This window comes from Sneathiella litorea (assembly GCF_009882915.1).
Lineage (GTDB): Bacteria > Pseudomonadota > Alphaproteobacteria > Sneathiellales > Sneathiellaceae > Sneathiella > Sneathiella litorea.
The window spans coordinates 309,998-327,503 of the sequence record NZ_WTUW01000001.1; the positions used below are offsets into that span (position 1 = coordinate 309,998).

Annotated in this window: 21 protein-coding genes and 1 pseudogene; 14 read left to right on the plus strand and 8 right to left on the minus strand. The window is 51.3% G+C overall.

Features of this window, described 5'->3' with window-relative positions:
* The 8 genes from GQE98_RS01480 to GQE98_RS01515 all read left to right on the plus strand — a co-directional run bounded on the left by GQE98_RS01480 (position 1) and on the right by GQE98_RS01515 (position 5,012).
* Positions 1–411, plus strand: coding sequence for an RNA-binding S4 domain-containing protein (locus GQE98_RS01480; RefSeq protein WP_161313778.1), 411 nt, complete (start codon positions 1–3; stop codon positions 409–411).
* A 24-nt stretch (positions 412–435) separates the two neighbouring features.
* Positions 436–930 (plus strand): hypothetical protein, encoded by a 495-nt coding sequence (locus GQE98_RS01485; protein ID WP_246157142.1) that lies wholly within the window; start codon positions 436–438, stop codon positions 928–930.
* 22 nt (positions 931–952) lie between these two features.
* Positions 953–1,642: a fumarylacetoacetate hydrolase family protein gene (locus GQE98_RS01490; protein ID WP_161313780.1), complete on the plus strand. Its 690-nt coding sequence runs from the start codon at positions 953–955 to the stop codon at positions 1,640–1,642.
* Between the two features lie 121 nt (positions 1,643–1,763).
* Positions 1,764–2,123, plus strand: coding sequence for a hypothetical protein (locus tag GQE98_RS01495; protein ID WP_161313781.1), 360 nt, complete (start codon positions 1,764–1,766; stop codon positions 2,121–2,123).
* A 323-nt stretch (positions 2,124–2,446) separates the two neighbouring features.
* Positions 2,447–3,169: a hypothetical protein gene (locus GQE98_RS01500; RefSeq protein WP_161313782.1), complete on the plus strand. Its 723-nt coding sequence runs from the start codon at positions 2,447–2,449 to the stop codon at positions 3,167–3,169.
* 74 nt (positions 3,170–3,243) lie between these two features.
* Positions 3,244–3,933, plus strand: a complete 690-nt coding sequence (locus tag GQE98_RS01505) for a glutathione S-transferase (protein ID WP_161313783.1) — start codon at positions 3,244–3,246, stop codon at positions 3,931–3,933.
* Entirely contained in the window at positions 3,899–4,420 is a 522-nt protein-coding gene (locus tag GQE98_RS01510; protein ID WP_202526024.1) for a DUF1643 domain-containing protein, read from the plus strand. Before GQE98_RS01505 ends, GQE98_RS01510 begins: the two co-directional genes overlap by 35 nt.
* A 13-nt stretch (positions 4,421–4,433) precedes the next feature.
* Positions 4,434–5,012, plus strand: coding sequence for a thymidine kinase (locus tag GQE98_RS01515; RefSeq protein ID WP_161313784.1), 579 nt, complete (start codon positions 4,434–4,436; stop codon positions 5,010–5,012).
* Between the two features lie 57 nt (positions 5,013–5,069).
* Here the strand turns inward: GQE98_RS01515 and GQE98_RS01520 are convergent, their stop codons facing one another.
* From GQE98_RS01520 to GQE98_RS01535, 4 genes are all read right to left on the minus strand, one after another.
* Positions 5,070–6,206, minus strand: a complete 1,137-nt coding sequence (locus GQE98_RS01520) for an acyl-CoA dehydrogenase family protein (RefSeq protein WP_161313785.1) — start codon at positions 6,204–6,206, stop codon at positions 5,070–5,072.
* Between the two features lie 13 nt (positions 6,207–6,219).
* Positions 6,220–7,416 carry an acyl-CoA dehydrogenase family protein gene (locus GQE98_RS01525; RefSeq protein ID WP_161313786.1) on the minus strand — a complete coding sequence of 399 codons (1,197 nt, stop codon included), beginning with the start codon at positions 7,414–7,416 and terminating at the stop codon, positions 6,220–6,222.
* Between the two features lie 171 nt (positions 7,417–7,587).
* Complete coding sequence (locus GQE98_RS01530; RefSeq protein ID WP_202526025.1) at positions 7,588–9,186, minus strand: rhodanese-like domain-containing protein; 1,599 nt, start codon at positions 9,184–9,186, stop codon at positions 7,588–7,590.
* Positions 9,183–9,761 carry a cysteine dioxygenase family protein gene (locus tag GQE98_RS01535; RefSeq protein WP_161313787.1) on the minus strand — a complete coding sequence of 193 codons (579 nt, stop codon included), beginning with the start codon at positions 9,759–9,761 and terminating at the stop codon, positions 9,183–9,185. The genes GQE98_RS01530 and GQE98_RS01535 overlap by 4 nt, the downstream gene beginning before the upstream one ends.
* A gap of 88 nt (positions 9,762–9,849) precedes the next feature.
* On the opposite strand from GQE98_RS01535, the pseudogene GQE98_RS01540 reads away from it, so the two are divergent.
* Positions 9,850–11,319, plus strand: a pseudogene (locus tag GQE98_RS01540) (M20 family peptidase); the annotation flags it as partial.
* Between the two features lie 5 nt (positions 11,320–11,324).
* Here the strand turns inward: GQE98_RS01540 and GQE98_RS01545 are convergent.
* A complete protein-coding gene (locus GQE98_RS01545; protein WP_161313789.1) occupies positions 11,325–11,573 on the minus strand; it encodes a ParB N-terminal domain-containing protein in 249 nt (82 codons plus the stop codon).
* A gap of 100 nt (positions 11,574–11,673) precedes the next feature.
* Between GQE98_RS01545 and GQE98_RS01550 the strand changes: the two genes are divergently transcribed.
* Positions 11,674–11,862, plus strand: a complete 189-nt coding sequence (locus tag GQE98_RS01550) for a DUF1508 domain-containing protein (protein ID WP_161313790.1) — start codon at positions 11,674–11,676, stop codon at positions 11,860–11,862.
* Between the two features lie 40 nt (positions 11,863–11,902).
* On the opposite strand, the gene GQE98_RS01555 is transcribed toward GQE98_RS01550, so the two are convergent.
* Positions 11,903–12,559, minus strand: coding sequence for a cation efflux transmembrane domain-containing protein (locus tag GQE98_RS01555; protein WP_161313791.1), 657 nt, complete (start codon positions 12,557–12,559; stop codon positions 11,903–11,905).
* Positions 12,560–12,713: 154 nt separating this feature from the next.
* Between GQE98_RS01555 and GQE98_RS01560 the strand changes: the two genes are divergently transcribed.
* From GQE98_RS01560 to GQE98_RS01575, 4 genes are all read left to right on the plus strand, one after another.
* Positions 12,714–13,124: a PaaI family thioesterase gene (locus GQE98_RS01560; protein WP_161313792.1), complete on the plus strand. Its 411-nt coding sequence runs from the start codon at positions 12,714–12,716 to the stop codon at positions 13,122–13,124.
* A gap of 7 nt (positions 13,125–13,131) precedes the next feature.
* Positions 13,132–14,070 (plus strand): threonine/serine dehydratase family protein, encoded by a 939-nt coding sequence (locus tag GQE98_RS01565; protein ID WP_161313793.1) that lies wholly within the window; start codon positions 13,132–13,134, stop codon positions 14,068–14,070.
* A 96-nt stretch (positions 14,071–14,166) separates the two neighbouring features.
* Positions 14,167–15,885 carry a long-chain-fatty-acid--CoA ligase gene (locus tag GQE98_RS01570; RefSeq protein WP_161313794.1) on the plus strand — a complete coding sequence of 573 codons (1,719 nt, stop codon included), beginning with the start codon at positions 14,167–14,169 and terminating at the stop codon, positions 15,883–15,885.
* Between the two features lie 29 nt (positions 15,886–15,914).
* Entirely contained in the window at positions 15,915–16,466 is a 552-nt protein-coding gene (locus GQE98_RS01575; protein WP_161313795.1) for a 3'-5' exonuclease, read from the plus strand.
* 308 nt (positions 16,467–16,774) lie between these two features.
* Here the strand turns inward: GQE98_RS01575 and GQE98_RS01580 are convergent, their stop codons facing one another.
* Positions 16,775–16,981 carry a hypothetical protein gene (locus GQE98_RS01580; protein ID WP_161313796.1) on the minus strand — a complete coding sequence of 69 codons (207 nt, stop codon included), beginning with the start codon at positions 16,979–16,981 and terminating at the stop codon, positions 16,775–16,777.
* Between the two features lie 106 nt (positions 16,982–17,087).
* Positions 17,088–17,390 carry an SCP2 sterol-binding domain-containing protein gene (locus tag GQE98_RS01585; RefSeq protein WP_161313797.1) on the minus strand — a complete coding sequence of 101 codons (303 nt, stop codon included), beginning with the start codon at positions 17,388–17,390 and terminating at the stop codon, positions 17,088–17,090.
* Between the last annotated feature and the right edge of the window lie 116 nt (positions 17,391–17,506).

Consider the following 17,506-nt stretch of genomic DNA (forward strand, 5'->3'; position numbering starts at 1 on the left):
ATGAACGACGACGGAGGAACCGCAGCCGCTAGCATTCGTGTTGATAAATGGTTGTGGTATGCGCGGTTTTTCAAGAGCCGGTCGCTGGCGGCGAAACTCGTTCAAGCGCGAAAACTCCGTGTAAACAGTAAAGTCACCACAAAATCGAGCTCAATGGTCAAAGCAGAAGACGTACTTACCTTTGCGCAAGGCCGAAACATTCGCGTGATCCGTATTCGCGATATTGGCATCCGTCGGGGGCCGGCACCGGAAGCGCGGGCCCTGTACGAAGATCTGGCGCCGCCTGAAAATAAGGAGGACGCGACTAATCCTACAACCACGCCTGTGGCCAGACGAGATGCCGGCTCAGGACGACCAACAAAGGCAGATCGACGGGCTCTTGACAAACTACGCTCAAAGCATGAGGAATGAGCCAAATTCATCGCAAAGGAAACCATGGTGACACGTCAGAATAAACTTGATCAATATATGACCGCCTGGGATGCAGATGGCACAGGGTATTTTAAGGTCGCACGCATCCTGTTGGACGAAGCCGATGACGCCAAAAAGCTGGAGGCTGAGGCCAAACGGGCGGCACGAAATATCGAAGCGGAAGTCATGTATGCCTGGGACCTTGGTGAGCCGAAAAGCGATGCCTGGTGGCTAGGCTGGGGGGGATATGACCTAGAAGAGGATATTCCCTTCTTCGCCGTCATGGCAAAAGCTGAGGTTCAGGAAAAGATCCGGGCTTTCGATCCAAAAGATAACGAATTCGAATGTGAAACCGTTGACGAATTTAAAGAAATATTATTTGGCGCCTATGATGAACAACTGTCAGCCGCAGAATTGATTCGCGGCTTTGAAGATTGGTTCAACTCCCTCGACGAGGCCGCGCAGAAAACGCTTCTTAAAGATCTAAACAGCTGGCTGCGAAATACAAAAGAGAACTAGCCGTTCAAGGAAAGATTGCGATATGGCCTTTGTGTTTGACCCGATTGAAACACCCTCAGTTATCGTGGCGGGAAGCGATCTTCGCTACCCAGTAAGGCGTATTTTCTGCGTCGGACGCAACTACGCGGAACATGCACGTGAAATGGGCGGGGATCCGAACCGCGAGCCCCCTTTCTTTTTTACAAAACCCGCCGATGCCGTTGTTGAAAGTGGCGCAAGCATTCCCTTTCCCAAGGCCACGAATGACCTTCACCATGAAGTTGAACTGGTCGTTGCTATCGGCAAAAAAGGTGAGAATGTCACAGCAGAAAACGCAAAAGAACTTATCTTTGGGTATGCTGCCGGAATAGATCTTACACGTCGGGACCTGCAGAAAGTTGCCAAAGAGAAAGGGCGGCCCTGGGATAGTGGCAAGGCCTTTGATCAGTCTGCCCCCTGCGGCGCGATAACTCCCGCGGCAGAAGTCGCGAATATTGAGCAGGCCAAAATCTGGCTGACGGTGAATGATGAAATCCGTCAATCCGCTTCGATCTCAGACCTGATCTGGTCAATTAGCGATGTGATCTCCATCCTGTCCGAAGCCTTTATTCTGATGCCAGGAGACCTGATCTATTCAGGCACCCCGGCAGGCGTCGGCGCTCTCTTACCGGGTGATCACGTTGTTGGCCATGTCGATGGGTTGTCATCAATCGACATCCGCCTCGCTATCTGAATTGACGCGCCCGGATCAACAATTTATTTGACTAAATACTGCACCACGTTACATGGAAATTAAAGTGAAAGTCCGGTTCTCTTGTGTTGGCGTTTCCAATCCAGATAATTATAGGTGATCAATGCAGAATTTTCGAAACATCTTAATTTGTGGAATATCCTTTTTTGCCCTTTCCTCCTGCGCGGGTAACGAGGATTACCTTCAACAGAGTATTGCCGCCTTTGGTCCGGAAGATTGCGAACCCGTTGTTGAACAGCAAATTGATAGATTGAAAATCGACCGGAATAAAATTTCAAATATTGATTATCTCACCTATCACATCTCAGAAGGCGATTCCGGTGAGGAATATAACTATCAGGGCTGGGTCAGTTTTAATAACTGTAAGGGTAATTTTGTTGTCGATATGAATAAGTCCTGCCAAATCTTAAAAACCTACTCACTAGGAAATTGCAGAATGGAGGATATCGTCGCCCAGAACTAATGTACCTTTCTGCCTTCAGGGGAGAGGTGCAAAAAATTGATTCGCGTTAACCATAACCTCCTGAAAAATTTAATTTTTTCCACAAAAGTCATTAAAAATATGAAACCGGATGAGACGTAACAAGATGTTTTTCTAAGGTTTTTTAAATTTTAACTAAAATTGTCGTATTTTTGCTCAAAATTAACCATAATTTGTAGTTTTTGAGTAGTTTTCGCCCTAATTTCCCGCTAAAATATGAAAAGTGATCCGAAACAGGTCTTACGGATTCTTAAATTTCGGATTGCGACCAATCATTCGAGAATGAGACGGGAAAAGCGCATTAAATGAGTTTCGCTCGCCACAATCGTGGAAGGCCCCTTTTTAGCCAGGCTGACATTGTCTCGGCGCGGGAGCGTGCGCTACTTGCGGAAAACAGGCAGCTGCGCGATAGGAACACGCGCTTGAAAGATGCCATGCTCACGCTAGTCGAGAGGATTGAGACACAGCTACCCTCCCTCAAAGAGAACGCAGCCGCCTTCGAGCAATCATACTCAAGCAATTCACGCCAGAATAAAGCAACCGAACAGGCCTATCGGGAGCGGTCCCGACGGTATCGATATCCGAAGCCTCCGAAGATGGAGGTTTATGAAACTTTTGAGGAACCCATTGAGTTTGGGGACCCTGCCCCTGAAATGCGTTTCGGTAAAAAAGCCCCGCCAAGGCCCGAAAAGCCAACTGCAACATCAACCTCAGGGTCAGAACCCTATTCCGCTGATTTTGTCATTTCCCCCGAACTTGCGCCTGAGGAAATTGATATTCTGAAGTCACCGACACGGAACCGCCCACATCGGCAGCGCGAAACTGTTGACGTCGTCGATCTGCATCCCGCAAGCTATGGCGGTACCGAGACCGAGAGGGCTGAGCACTATGAGGCAGGCGCCTCCAGTCAGTCGGAAATTCCCGCTTTTGAATTTCCGGAAGAAGAAGACGTTATTGATATTGATTTTGAGCGCAGGGAAACGTTGCGCGCAGCAATGCGTCGGCGAGTCAATCGCCTGCGCTGGTAAATCCTGATAAGTTTCGCTATTCTCGGTGCCATTATGATACGAACCATGGCAACAGCATAATCTGAAATATTCAAATGCCCCTTCCCGCCAACCGCCAAGAGGAACTTTCTCTGCCCGCTCTCTATAGTTTCCGTCGCTGCCCTTATGCGATGCGGGCACGCATGGCGATCACTTACTCAGGTGTAAAGGTTGAGTTACGTGACATCCTTTTAAAGGACAAGCCAGAGGAAATGATTGCTGCAAGCCCAAAGGCGACTGTTCCAGCGCTCGTTCTGCAGGATGGCCATGTGCTGGAGGAAAGCCTTGATATCATGCTATGGGCCCTTTCGCAGAACGATCCCGAAAACTGGCTCCCAATGGAAAAAACAGCCCAGGCTGAGATTTTTGCACTAATAGAGGAGAATGACGGCCCCTTTAAAGCCAATCTGGACCGATATAAGTACCATGTCCGCTTTCCGGAGAAGACGCGAGAAGACTACCGCGCAGAAGCAGAGAAGTTTCTTACAATACTGGAGCAAAGACTGTCAGATAGCTCTTTCTTGACGACAAACAAACCAACCCTTGCAGATATCGCAATCTTTCCCTTTATCCGGCAGTTCGCAAACTCGGACCTTGGCTGGTTTAAGTCAGCACCATATCCCCATCTTCAACGCTGGCTTGATGGTTTTCTTTCTTCAGATCGGTTCGCCTATATCATGAAAAAGCGGCCGATCTGGGAAGAAGGAACGATTGGCGAAGTTATTCCGGCTACCGATGGAACCTGAATTTTTTGGAGAGTCCGGTGCGGATTTCAGCCCCTGCGGCGCCTATCGCTATCGGCTTTGGCGGCGCTGGAGTGACGGCCCAAGCGTCGCCTTTATAATGCTGAACCCATCAACCGCTGACGAATTCCGCAACGATCCAACGATTGAGCGATGCCACCGCCGGGCGGTCGATATGGGGTATGGCGCCCTTGAGGTTGTCAATATCTTCGCCTATCGCGCCACGGATCCGAGAGAGCTCAAGAAATGCCCTCATCCGGTCGGCCCGGATAATGATATCGCTTTGCTGCAGACCGCGAACAGCGCCGATATGGTGATCTGTGCCTGGGGTGGCCATGGAAATCACCGGGGCCGCCATGAGGAAGTTCAGCGCCTCCTGAAGGCGCATGAGATAACGCCCCATGTCCTGTCATTGACTCAAAAGGGGCTCCCCGGGCACCCCCTCTATCTTCCCTATTCACGGCAACCCGTCCCGTGGACTGATTTTTAGGAACAAGACAGTCATGGCCAAACTATATTTTAATTACTCCACCATGAACGCCGGCAAATCGACCACCCTCCTGCAATCCAGTTTCAATTATCAGGAACGGGGAATGCGTCCCTTTCTCTTTACGGCCGCTCTGGATAATCGCTATGGCGTTGGCAAGATTGCGTCCCGAATCGGCCTGCAGGCTGAGGCAAGCCTTTTCTCAGCCGACACTGACCTTCTCAAAGTCATTGAGGAGGAGATCAAAGTCCAGCCTGTCGATTGTGTCATGATCGACGAGGCCCAGTTCCTGACCCGAGATCAGGTTTTCCAGCTCTCCGAAATTACAGACAAACTCAAAATCCCCGTTCTGGCCTATGGCCTGCGCACAGATTTTCAGGGCAATCTGTTCGAGGGGAGCCAATATCTTCTCGCCTGGGCGGATGAACTCAGGGAGCTGAAGACCATCTGTCATTGCGGCAAGAAGGCCACCATGGTGATCCGCGTGAATGAAGACGGCCAGCCGGTTCGTGAAGGCGCACAAAAGGAAATTGGCGGCAACGATCGCTACGTCGCCCTCTGCCGTTTCCATTTCAAGGAAGCGGTCTATTCATGAAAAATGCCGGGAAACTTGCTCGCTCCCGGCATCTATCTTGTTGACGTTCACTCGGCTTTAGGAAGCCAGCGCGGCGTATTTCTTGAAGTGGTGGTCAGTGTTACCGAACAGCATTTCAATTGTCGTCAGGCGCTTGAAATAATGACCGATAGAGTATTCATCGGTCATGCCCATCCCGCCGTGGAGCTGTATTGACTGCTCACCAACAAATTTCGCCGCCTGACCAATTTGCGCCTTTGCGGCAGCAACCGCTTTACGGCGTTCTGTCTCGTCATCAAGCTCAAGCTTCATCGCCACCATATCAGACATGGATTTGGATTGTTCCGCCTCCATATACATATCGACCATACGATGCTGCAGAACCTGGAACTTGCCAATTGGCGTACCGAACTGCTTGCGTTCTTTCATATACTCATTGGTGATATTGTTTGCCGCCTGCATCGCCCCGACGGCTTCGGCGCATAGCGCGGCAATCGCGCGATCAACAACCTTTTCAATAACAGGGAGGGCTCCCCCTTCCTCGCCGAGCAAGGCATCTGCACCAACTTTGACATCTTTAAGAGTAATATCGGCAGCGCGCTGACCGTCAATTGTGCGATAGTCCCGACGGGTCACACCGCTTGAATTGTTATCCACGACGAAAAGGGAAATACCATTCTCGTCACGGGAATCGCCGCTGGTGCGCGCGGAGACGATAATCTTGTCCGCTGTCGTACCATGATAGACAACTGCCTTATGACCGTTCAGTACATAACCGTCGCCAGACTTGGAGGCGCTGGTTTCCACATCATTTAAATCAAAACGCGATTGCGGCTCTGCGTAGGCGAAAGCGAGCATCATGTTGCCTTCGATAACTTCCGGGATAATTGCCTCGATTTGTGCCTCGTTGCCCGCTTCAGCAACCAGACCACCACCGAGAATGACAGTGCTCAGGAATGGTTCCAGCACCAGACCGTTTCCCATATTCTCCATCATGATGGCCGTTTCAATGGCTGTGCCGCCAAATCCGCCGACTTCTTCCGGGAAGGGCATGCCAAGCCAGCCAAGTTCTGCCATCGTTTTCCAATGGTCCCGGCTGAACCCGAGTTCCGTATCCGCGAGTTTCGCGCGTGCCTCGGCCGAGTAGTTATCCTTCACGAACCGTTCGACACTGTCTTTGAGCATGTTTTGCTCATCGGAAAGTTCAAAATCCATCTTATAATTATCCTTATAATCCCAGAACCATTTTGGAGACGATGTTACGTTGAATTTCATTACTGCCGCCATAAATCGTGGCGGCGCGCAGATACAGATGCTCGGCCATTGGACCATGTGCATAATCCGGCCCAACCGGAGCTTCATTTCGGCCCGCATAAGACCGTTCGGCCTCATAAGGTGCGCCATACATACCGAAGGATTCAACAAGAAGGTTCGTCAATCGCTGCTGTATTTCCGTTCCCTTGATCTTCAGGAGCGAGGGCTCGGCAGAGAGCTGCTTGCCGTTGGCAATCATGGAAAGCATTCTCAACTCAGTATATTCCAGTGCCATCAAGTCAACCTCAATGCGGGTCAGCTTGTTGATGAAATCAGTATCTTCTGAGAGCGGACGCCCGCCGGAGCGTTCGGCCTTCGCAATCTCCTTCAGCCGTTCAACCTGCCGTTTGGAGCGGCCAACGCGAGCAATGCTTGTACGCTCGTTCCCCAAGAGGAATTTTGCGTAAGTCCAGCCCTTGTTTTCCTCACCAATTCGGTTGACGACGGGGACTCGCACGTCCTCGAAGAAGACTTCATTCAGGCTATGTTCTTTATCAATACCGATGATCGGTTTTACGGTAATGCCCGGCGTCTTCATATCAATCAGAAGGAAAGAAATACCCTCCTGTTGCTTGACCGAGCTGTCCGTGCGAACGAGGCAGAAAATCATGTCTGCATAATGTGCGTAAGAAGTCCATATTTTCTGGCCATTGACGATATAGTCATCGCCATCGCGAACCGCTTTCGTTTGCAGGGAGGCAAGATCCGAACCGGAACCCGGCTCAGAATAACCCTGACACCACCAGTCATCGGAATTCAGGATACGCGGCAGATAATAGTCTTTCTGTTCCTGATTACCGAAGGTATAGATCACCGGGCCAACCATGCTCACGCCGAAGGCTGTCGCAACTGGCGCGGCCGCATAGCCGAATTCCTGTGCGGCAATGTATTTCTGAGTGATGGTCCAGCCAGTTCCGCCATACTCGACAGGCCAGTTCGGCGCCATCCATCCTTTTTCGTTGAGAATTTTCTGCCACCTGGTTTGCCCTTCCTTGGTTGGATGCAGGCCGCGGTCACAGCGATCTTTCACATCCGCGGGAAGGGAGGTTGCGAGAAACTCGCGAACCTCATCGCGAAACGCCAAATCTTCTTTACTAAACGTTAAATCCATCGGGTTCTCCATTATTGTCATGGGTTTCTTCAGGCCCATTTACGTTTCATGCTAGGACGGCTTTTTCCTCATTGCAAGCGTGGCATTCAATATGCCGTTCAGGGGCCTGCAAGGCAAGCCTTCCCGTAGCTTAACGAAGGCGAATGCCGCTGATATCCAACCAGCCCGAGATCAGTATCTCCGGAATCGGGCAAGTCCATCCCTCTCGATCTGCTGTACCAGCCCGACTTCCCAGTCCAGATACTCCTGCATCCGCCGCCGGACTGCCTCCTGGTCGTTGGTATCATAGGGCTTGTACCAGACGTCATCCGTGCGGCTGAGAAGATTTGTTTCACCACTTTCCATGACGAGGGATGCCTCGGCCCAGGCGTTTGTGCCGCCATCGAGGACACGTACAATTGTCTGCGGGCGCAGCTTTTCAATTTCAGGTGCGGCGAGATGCGCAAGATTTCCATCGGGTGACGTCAGAATAATCAGTCCAACCGCGGGGATAAAGATATGATCTTCTGCCAGCCGTGCGCGGATCGCCCAGTAGGCGCCAGGAACATGTCCATTTCTGTATTCAAGGGAACTCGCGAGATCGATCACCGCAACAGCCTCACCCGATGCGAGTACCGCATCAAGCTCCAGCGCAGAAAGAACCGATGCTTTCGTGATTTCCGGCGTTGGCATCTGGCCCTTTTCAACCATCTCGTCCTTAGTTGCGGTAAGGACATAAACCTCGGGCCAGTTCATCTGGATCAGCCACGACGCTGTCATCACCCCCCTGACCGCGTCATCATCAACAAGAACAAGCCGGCTATTGCGGACCGCGACATACTCGTCGGTTGCTTGAACCAGCTGCCCCCCGGGAGAGTGCATCGCGCCAGGAAGATGCCCTGCGAGATATTCCTCCTCACTTCGCACATCGAGGATATAGAGGCTGCGACCTTCCGCCTCTTCATGCAAGGTCTGCAGTTGCGCCATATCGATCCGCTTCACACCAAAGCGGTCAGCGACATCCTTCGCGGCCCGCTGACTACGCGACAAGGCCTCATAACCTGGCAGGGGCGCAATATCGTCTTTCCGATGGGCAAGTTCCAGTCCAGCGAGATACCATCCCATTGTCCCGTCTTTCAATGCCGCGACCGGATTTCTGACCCCTGCATTAATCAGGGATTGCGCCCCGATGATGCTACGGGTTCGACCTGCACAGTTGACAACAATTTGCGTATTTTCATCCTCGACAGACTCATGCACGCGGTGAACTAGTTCCGCGCCGGGCATATCAACCCCGCCCGGAATCGACATGCGGTGATATTCTGGAAATGGCCGGCTATCGAGCACAACAATTTTCTCACCCGCCTCCCGACGTGCGGAAAGGTCCGACGCGGTAATATGGGGTGTGCCGTACGTTTCCTCGACAAATTCACCGAATGCCTTGCTAGGCACATTTACCCCAGAGAACAGCTCAAACCCTGCATCATGCCAGCCTACGACGCCGCCCTCGACGAGACTGACGTCGCTATACCCAAGATCCTGCAGCTTTTCCGCAGCCCGCTCTCCCAATGGAAGACCCGGGCCTTGGTCCAGAATATATACCGGCGCAGTTTTACGCGGGATCAGGCGTTCGGCCCTCAGCTCTAGATGACTAAGCGGTAACGGGATCGCAAAAAATGGATGCCCTTCGGAATGAACGCCCTGTTCCCGCACGTCGAGGACCGCATATTCCTGCGTATTTTCCTTCATGATGGCGCGAAGCGCCGCCGGGGAGACTTTCTCGAACTTCAATTTCGGGCCTCACGGATATCTGTATGAGCAGGAAAAACCTTCCATTCCTTGGTATTATCGTTCCAGAAATTCCGCCCATCCAGCTGTTCAAGCCCGAGCCCGTACATGTGAAAATTCAGCACCGGTTTCTCCGCCTCGATATGGATGGTGTGAATTTCATCAGGAAGCATGGTCACGCCCGTTCCCGGCTCCACGACATGGCTTGCGATTTGCTCGACCCCGCCTGGTACTTTTTTATAGAAGCGGTTTTCCTCCTGCCCTTCAATCCCGACAATAACGGCCCAGGTTGTGTGATCATGCGGCGGTGCATTAACCGACCCGCTCGCAACGTTCAGATAGAGCGCAAAGCCATGATCTTGGTCTTCAGAGAGCCGATAAAGACAACTCCGGCGTTTCGAATCTGCCCCGGGCGGTGGAAAATTTTCGATGGAGAATAGATCCTTGCGGCGGGCAAGGGTAATCAATTCCTCCCGAATATTATCAAGAGTATCCCTTGTAACCTCCTGCCCTGAAGCTTTTTCTCGAATTCGATGGATGGTTTCTGAAATTGCCTTCTGACGGTCTTCACTGGCCATCTTCTCGCTCCCTTTTTAATTTGCCTTTACTTTTAGCATCCTGCACCGTGCAAGGAAAGAATAACCGCTAAGTTTTCGCGCCAGGAGCTGGAGAGAGATGTTCAAGAAAATCAGTTTGCTTATTGGGTTCGTGATTATTGCCCTTGTTGGCGTCATCGCCTTCAAGACCGTTACGAATACAGTAGACACCACGACTGTCGACGCGATTAAAATGCCCGCAATTAACGCCAATGCCGCGGCAACTCGACTGGCGGAGGCCGTGCGGATCAAAACGATTTCCAACGGAACGGATGCACCGGTGGCAAGCGCTGAGTTCACCCGTCTGCATCTCCTGATCAACAATTCCTTTCCTCTTGTACATGATATGCTGAAACGTGAGGTGGTCGGCGGGCATAGCCTTCTTTATACGTGGGAAGGCACAGACTCAAGTCTGCCTCCCGTTCTCCTAATGGGGCATATGGATGTTGTTCCGGTCGAACCGGGCACGGAAGGCGACTGGCAGGAAGAGGCTTTTTCAGGCGTCATAAAGGACGGCGTGATCTGGGGCCGCGGGACACTTGACGACAAGCTTTCCGTCTTTGCCATATTGGAAGCTGCTGAACTTCAACTTGCTGCCGGTTTAAAACCGAAACGTACGCTTTATTTTGCGTTTGGCCATGATGAGGAAATCGGCGGCGACAAGGGCGCGGGAAAAATTGCCGCGCTGCTAAAAGAGCGCGGCGTCAGACTTGCTTTTACGCTGGATGAAGGCATGGTAATCGTTCAAGGTCTCATGCCCGGCATAGAGGACCCGATTGCTTTTATTGCGCTGGCCGAGAAGGGATACCTCACCCTGACGCTAACCGCCACGACCGAAGGAGGACATTCTTCCATTCCGCCGAAGACAACCGCAATTGGAAAAATTGCGCGGGCTGTCTCTCGGCTAGAGGAGAACCGTTTGCCGGCCGCCCTCAACAGTCCGGCATCGGATATGTTTGATACCCTCGCGCCGCATATGCCGCTCTCTCTCAGGGCCATCATATCAAACCGCTGGCTTCTGGATCCTATATTGGTTGGAGAACTTGGGAAAGGCGGGGCCACGAATGCCATGGTCCGAACCACAACGGCCGTCACTATCGTAGACGGTGGAACAAAGGATAACGTTCTGCCGTCAACAGCAACCGCAACGGTTAATTTCAGGTTGCTTCCGGGCACGCTTATCCAAGATGTCATAGAGCATGTCACACAGGTAACAGACGATCCGGACATCGATATTTCCGTAAAGCAGGGGAACGAGCCATCTCGCATTTCAAGCCAGGACGGGGAAGGGTACAAACTGATTGAAAGAACAATTCGTGAGACACTGCCCGACGTCCTGGTCTCTCCCGGACTGATGCTCGCAGGTTCGGACAGCAAGCATTATCAATCCATTTCAGACAATAATTATCGTTTTGTCCCCATGCGGTTCGGTCCTGACGATCTCGCGCGGGTGCATGGCACCAACGAGCGCATATTCATCGATAACTATGTCGAGATAATCCAGTTCTATCGCCGACTGATTGAAAATGCCGCTGGCTGAACATATCAGTGCCGCCGCGCCTGAACTATGACAGCATCGATGCTTTTCTCGCCTAGCGCCTTGACCGCCTCCAGTCGGTGCAACCCCTCGATCAGCACATAGCGATCCTGACCGATACGAACCTGTATCGGTGATTTCTGACCGTTTTCCAGTATATCCTCTGCCAGCGCATCGACGCGCGCGACATCCAATCCTTTGCGGGTTTTACTCGGCACATAGATCTTATCGGTTTCGATAATGACGGTCTTCATCACATCTCCAGAGTGTAAAATTTAATTATTCTCGGTCGCAGTTACTTACTCACAAATTCTTGGTCAACGCGTCTAAATCTATATTTAGCCAATGGAGAACAGGATGACAGATAAAGGTGATCGAGATAAGTGGGAATTTTACCATGACCACAATGTAAAGCATCATAAATGGCGATGGCGCCGTACCGCACCCAATGGACGCATCGTCGGTGCCTCTACGCAGGGGTATGCGGATAAGGAAGAATGCATTCAGAATGCTGAACGAAACGGATATGTCAGACCGGCAAGCTAAGCCGGGAAAAGCCTCGGAAGAGGCTATAACGACGTTGAGATCAGCTTGAGGAGGAAGGCAGCGGGTGCCTGCTGCCTTCTTCTCGCATTTCACCGAGCGCCTGACGAATGACCACCCAAGCCCCCTGCAAGGCAAGGACTGCCATAATTCCCGCAACGAAAAAATCTGGCCAGCCGGTGCCCGTGCCAAATACCCCGGCGGCGGCGGCCAGAACAGCAATATTGCTGATCACGTCATTACGCGTGCAGAGCCAGACAGATCGCATGTTGCTGTCCCCTGACCGATAGGACCACAAAAGGATAAACACGGCTAAATTCGCAATCAGTGCCGCCGTGCCGACAACTCCCATCGTCGTCGCGGTTGGCACGGTTCCGGCAATCACGTGGAAAATTACTGTCCCGAGGACCCAAACCCCGAACAGGGCCATTATCATTCCTTTAAACATCGCAGCTTTTGCCCGAACACGGAGGGCCATACCGAGCACAAAAAGGCTGATCCCGTAATTTCCGGCATCCCCTAAAAAATCCAGCGCATCAGCCTGTAGCGATGCAGAGCCTGCGGCAAGTCCTGCAAACACCTCAACCAGAAACATCCCGCCATTGACCACTAGCGCAATCCAGAGAATAAGACGGTAACGACCGGTTTGCCGACTTTCTCCTTCGTCAAAATTGGATCCGCCACAACAATGCGCACTCATACTTTCCACAATCCTTTTTAGTTCAGGTTACAGGCTATCATTGTCTTTGCCTCAGGCTCAAGGGCAGTCATCTATACCTAATGTGGTAACTCTCTTGCGCAAGGCTGGATACTTGCGGTACTTAAACTAGAAAAAACGTTAGTGAGCCCCCTGTATGACAAGTTCCTTAATCCCTGAAGGGTTTCGCCCCTTTGCCTCCCGTGGCCGTTTTACGGAAAAAATTGGCCCTTTGTACTACAAGACGGATGGTGACAGCACCATTTACGGTTTTCTCGCTGATGAAAGCCATACCAACGGCCACGGCATGGTTCACGGTGGTATGCTGGTCAGCTTCCTTGATGAAACACTGGGCCAGATTATCTGGCGCAGCCTTGATAAACAACAATGCGCGACCATCTCTTTGACTTGCGACTTTGTCGCCGGCGCCAAGCCGGGAGACTGGATTGAGACACGCGCGGAAATTAGCCGCAAGGGGATGGCCGTGATATTCGTGCGCGGCGAGTTGCTGGTCAGGGGAGAACGGATTGTGACCGCCGATGGAATATGGAAAATTATTGGAAAGTAGTAATTGTATGACCGCTGATTTTATGTTCGCAGAGATTAAAACCGCGCAAAAACGGCTGGCGCCGAAAATCCGCAGGACTCCACAGATGGAGTTCGAGCTGGATAACGGCGTAAAGGTCTCTGCAAAACTTGAAAATTTGCAGATTTCAGGGTCTTTTAAATTACGTGGTGCGCTCAATACCGTGCTGGATCTCTCGCAGGAGGAGTTGGGATGTGGCTTGGTCACGGCTTCCGGCGGCAATCATGGAATGGGCGTGGCAACCGCCGGCGCGATGACCGGCACCGACACAACAATTTTTCTGCCCGAAAGCACCCCCCAATCAAAAGTCGACAAACTCCGCAAAATAGCGACGGAAGTTGTTGTTAAGGGCGCTGTCTGGGATGACGCGAACGCCTTTGCACTTGCTGCCGCGCAAGAAGGCAAACGGTATGTACACCCCTTCGCGGACACCAGCGTGATCGCCGGACAGGGGACGATTGGGCTGGAAATCCTTGAAGATGCGCCCGATCTGGATGTTTTACTGGTTGCCATCGGTGGTGGTGGCCTGATTTCCGGTGTGGCCACCGCAGTGAAGGCACTAAAACCAGATATAAAAGTGATTGGCGTTGAAGCCGAAGGTGCCCCCACTTTAAGAAAAAGCATTGACGCTGGTGCTCTGATTACCCTTGATAGAATCGAAACACTGGCTGTCTCTCTTGCCCCGCGTCGATCGGAAGAGGCTAATTTCCAGATCATCTCCAACCTTGTTGACGACATCCTCCTTGTTTCAGATGCGGAGATGAAAAGCGCAGCACAGTGGCTTTGGCAAAACGTCGGCCTCGGGGTCGAACTTTCGGCTGCTGCCGCTATTGCTGCGCTAAAATCCGGACGGTTCAATCCGCCGCCGGCCGCAAAGATCGGCGTTATAATCTGCGGCGCCGGACCCGATGGGTTTGACCGCTCCTGAAACTGAAATTGCAGCGCATGGTTTCGATTGACCACTCTACCCTTTGCAACGTAACCTGATTCTAATACAGGGAAATATTATGTTCTGGGGAGAACCATGTCTGAATTTTTATGGGAGAAATCATACCCTAATGGGGTGAAATGGGAAATCGACATCGAGGAGAAACCGGTCTACGCCCTTCTCGATGAAAGCGTGGCAAAATGGTCTGGTCAATATGCCATTGATTTCATGGACAAGCGCATCACCTACGCTGAACTTGACGATATGGTCAATCGGGCGGCAAAGGGGTTCCGGGCGCTTGGCGTGAAGGAAGGTGTGCATGTTGGGCTCTATCTACCCAATACCCCGCATTATATTGTTTGCTTTTTCGGGGTTTTGAAGGCAGGCGGGACAGTGGTCAACTATTCACCACTTGATGCAAAACGCGAGCTGCACCACAAGATTGAGGATAGTAATACAGATTTCATCGTGACGCTGGATCTGGAGGTCCTGTATCCGAATATAGCGGAAATGCTGCGTGAGACTCGCCTGAAAAAAGTTATTGTCGGCAGCCTTAAAGAAGTACTCCCGTTTCCGAAAAACCTGCTTTACCCGCTTGTTCGGTCGAAAGAGATTTCAAAAATTCCGAATGATGACAATCATTTGACTTATAAACAGCTTTTGGCGAACGATGGTAAAATGGAGGCAAGCCCAGTTTTGAATCCAGCCGAACAGGTAGCTGTCCTGCAATATACCGGCGGCACCACGGGCCTTCCTAAAGGTGCCATGCTGACCCACAAAAACCTTATTGCCGCCTGTCAGCAGTTTCGTACGATGCAGGAGGGAGAAGACGGCGTTCTTATCGATGGCCAGGAAAAGGTGCTCGCAGTCTTGCCGCTATTTCATATTTATGCACTTTCAGTGATCATGAATTTCGGGATTGCGGGTGGGTACGAGATTATTCTTCATCCTAAATTCGAGCTTGATGACGTAATGAAGGATCTAAACAAGAAGAAACCTTCGGTCTTTCCTGGCGTCCCAACCATGTATATGGCCATTGCCAGCCATCCGGAAATCAAGAATTACGATCTGTCGTCGCTGAAATTCTGCGCGTCTGGCGGCGCCCCCTTGCCCCTCGAAGTGCAGGAGAAATTCCAGAAAGTCACCGGATGTCGGTTGCTGGAAGGTTGGGGAATGACAGAGACGTCTCCTTCGGGAACCTCCACTCCAATGACCGAAAAGCGTGTTTCAGGCGCGGCCGGTGTCCCGCTACCGGGTATTGAAATCCGCATTCTAGGTGTGGATGACAAGAGCATAATTATGCCCACAGGGGAAATTGGGGAAATCTCGATCAAGGGCCCGAATGTCATGAAAGGATATTGGAATAATCCAGAGGCGACGGCAGCAAGCTTTGTCGACGGTTTTTTTCTGACCGGCGATACGGGTTATCTGGATGAGGACGGTTATATGCATATCGTCGACCGAACCAAGGACATGATTACATCCGGCGGCTTTAACGTCTATCCGCGCATCATTGAAGAAGCTGTCTTTGAGCACCCTGCCGTAGCAGAAGTAACTGTTGTCGGCATTCCTGATGACTACCGGGGGGAAGCCGCGAAGGCGTTTATTAAATTGACACCGAGCGGAGAGGAATTCACTTTAGAGGAGCTTCGCGAGTTTCTGGCTGATAAACTTGGCAAGCATGAACTGCCTGCAGCGCTGGAATTCCGACCCGAGCTTCCAAAAACACTTGTCGGTAAGCTCTCCAAGAAAGAGCTTGTGGAGGAAGAAAAACTGAAATATGAAGCCCGGAAAAAGGCGGAAGCCTCTGCCTGAATAAACATGAAGGAGCGCAAGAGGCGTGTATGAGTAACTTTCTTGCGATTGATTTCGAGACGGCGAATACGGCGCCAGACAGTGCCTGTGCAATTGGTCTTGTCCGGGTGGAAAATGGGAAAATTGTTCATGAACAAGCTTTCCTGATCCGCCCGCCAAGCCCGGAATTCTTTTTTACCCATATCCATGGCTTGACTTGGGAGCATGTGATGGATGCTCCTGATTTCGGCTTCCTCTGGCCGGATATCGAACCCCTGTTTAGGGGAGTGGATTTTTTTGCGGCTCATAATTCATCTTTTGATTCAAGGGTGCTACAAAGCTGTTGCACACGCCATGATATCGCCATACCTCCCCAGGAGTTCACTTGCACAGTTAAGCTCGCACGGGGAATGTGGGAAGTTCGACCAACAAAACTGCCCAATGTCGCGCATTTTCTGGGCCTTGACCTAAACCACCATGACGCTCTATCCGACAGCCGGGCTTGCGCAAATATTGTTATCGCCGCAGAACGGGACGGCTGGTCATTTGAAACAGGGTACGACAATGTAGGTGAGCGCTATATCGCGATAGACCAGCTCTAAATTGCACAAACCTATCTTAATTGCGAATGATTCTTAATAACTATTGACCTCGCGGGTCGGTTATTATTTAATAATGAAAATCATTCGCAATATGGAATCCCCTAATGATCCGAATCAGACATCTCTCGCCTGCCGCAATGGCCTTACTGCTTGTAAAAGCGACCGAAGAGCAGCGTAAACACCCCGCCCAAGCCTGCCAACATTCCTCTGACAGCCCTAGGGATCATCACATTCTGCAATTTACGAAAAGGCAAAAAAAAGGGCCGTCCCGGTAATTCCAGGACAGCCCCTTTTTAAATTCGTACTAATCAGGCTGCGATACGTGTTGCTGCCTGAATTTTCTTCAACTGACGACGGGCCGCATGACGACCATGTGCCTTCAGGTTCATTTTACGGGCAGCGCGCTGCTGATTGGACCGACTGCTCTTCGTCAAGCCGCTCCCGCTTCCGCCGCCGCCTTTTTTACGACTCTTGCCGCCTTGATTGCGGCCATTCCGTGCTGATCTCGCTGTCATGTGACTAGCTCCACTCGCTTGCAACTAAAATTCGAAGCGCCTTACATAAGGGCTCATGGCCAAAAGGTACAGAAAAAATTTCACTAAAATCGGATTTTTTCCCAGATTAGGAGAAAACGCTCTGTAACTTCATGGCAAGGCCCATGTTACCGCCGACTTTCAGCTTCCCCATCATAAAGGCGGTTGTGGGGTCCAGATCGCCGCTGGCCAGAGCTTCAAAATTCTCTTTTGTGATTGTGATGGTGCAATCGGCTTCTTTATCCTCGTTGGAAACAACGTTTGGTACCGAGGTCGCATCGACGAAAACAACCCCGTCGTCACTAAAATCGAACTTTAGCGTCGCATCAAGGCCGCTATCATCTCCAACCCGTTCGCGCATCCCTTCGGTAATCTCTTCGAGCGTCGCCATCTTTCTTTTCCTTTCAGCATTTGACTAAAACTGTCTATAAACTCGGAACAAGGTCCATCTGGCCCCAAACATAATCTTTACGTTAACGTAAGCGTCAAGCCTATATCTGTCAAATA

Bases quoted from the DNA above. Each gene is read 5' to 3' on its own strand.
- GQE98_RS01515 (WP_161313784.1), top strand. From the start codon at position 4,434: ATGGCCAAACTATATTTTAATTACTCCACCATGAACGCCGGCAAATCG.
- GQE98_RS01535 (WP_161313787.1), bottom strand. From the start codon at position 9,761: ATGGCCAGTGAAGACCGTCAGAAGGCAATTTCAGAAACCATCCATCGA.
- GQE98_RS01485 (WP_246157142.1), top strand. From the start codon at position 436: ATGGTGACACGTCAGAATAAACTTGATCAATATATGACCGCCTGGGAT.
- GQE98_RS01555 (WP_161313791.1), bottom strand. From the start codon at position 12,559: ATGAGTGCGCATTGTTGTGGCGGATCCAATTTTGACGAAGGAGAAAGT.
- GQE98_RS01500 (WP_161313782.1), top strand. From the start codon at position 2,447: ATGAGTTTCGCTCGCCACAATCGTGGAAGGCCCCTTTTTAGCCAGGCT.
- GQE98_RS01560 (WP_161313792.1), top strand. From the start codon at position 12,714: ATGACAAGTTCCTTAATCCCTGAAGGGTTTCGCCCCTTTGCCTCCCGT.
- GQE98_RS01525 (WP_161313786.1), bottom strand. From the start codon at position 7,416: ATGGATTTAACGTTTAGTAAAGAAGATTTGGCGTTTCGCGATGAGGTT.
- GQE98_RS01565 (WP_161313793.1), top strand. From the start codon at position 13,132: ATGACCGCTGATTTTATGTTCGCAGAGATTAAAACCGCGCAAAAACGG.
- GQE98_RS01580 (WP_161313796.1), bottom strand. From the start codon at position 16,981: ATGACAGCGAGATCAGCACGGAATGGCCGCAATCAAGGCGGCAAGAGT.
- GQE98_RS01550 (WP_161313790.1), top strand. From the start codon at position 11,674: ATGACAGATAAAGGTGATCGAGATAAGTGGGAATTTTACCATGACCAC.
- GQE98_RS01505 (WP_161313783.1), top strand. From the start codon at position 3,244: ATGCCCCTTCCCGCCAACCGCCAAGAGGAACTTTCTCTGCCCGCTCTC.
- GQE98_RS01575 (WP_161313795.1), top strand. From the start codon at position 15,915: ATGAGTAACTTTCTTGCGATTGATTTCGAGACGGCGAATACGGCGCCA.
- GQE98_RS01520 (WP_161313785.1), bottom strand. From the start codon at position 6,206: ATGGATTTTGAACTTTCCGATGAGCAAAACATGCTCAAAGACAGTGTC.
- GQE98_RS01585 (WP_161313797.1), bottom strand. From the start codon at position 17,390: ATGGCGACGCTCGAAGAGATTACCGAAGGGATGCGCGAACGGGTTGGA.
- GQE98_RS01570 (WP_161313794.1), top strand. From the start codon at position 14,167: ATGTCTGAATTTTTATGGGAGAAATCATACCCTAATGGGGTGAAATGG.
- GQE98_RS01495 (WP_161313781.1), top strand. From the start codon at position 1,764: ATGCAGAATTTTCGAAACATCTTAATTTGTGGAATATCCTTTTTTGCC.
- GQE98_RS01490 (WP_161313780.1), top strand. From the start codon at position 953: ATGGCCTTTGTGTTTGACCCGATTGAAACACCCTCAGTTATCGTGGCG.
- GQE98_RS01480 (WP_161313778.1), top strand. From the start codon at position 1: ATGAACGACGACGGAGGAACCGCAGCCGCTAGCATTCGTGTTGATAAA.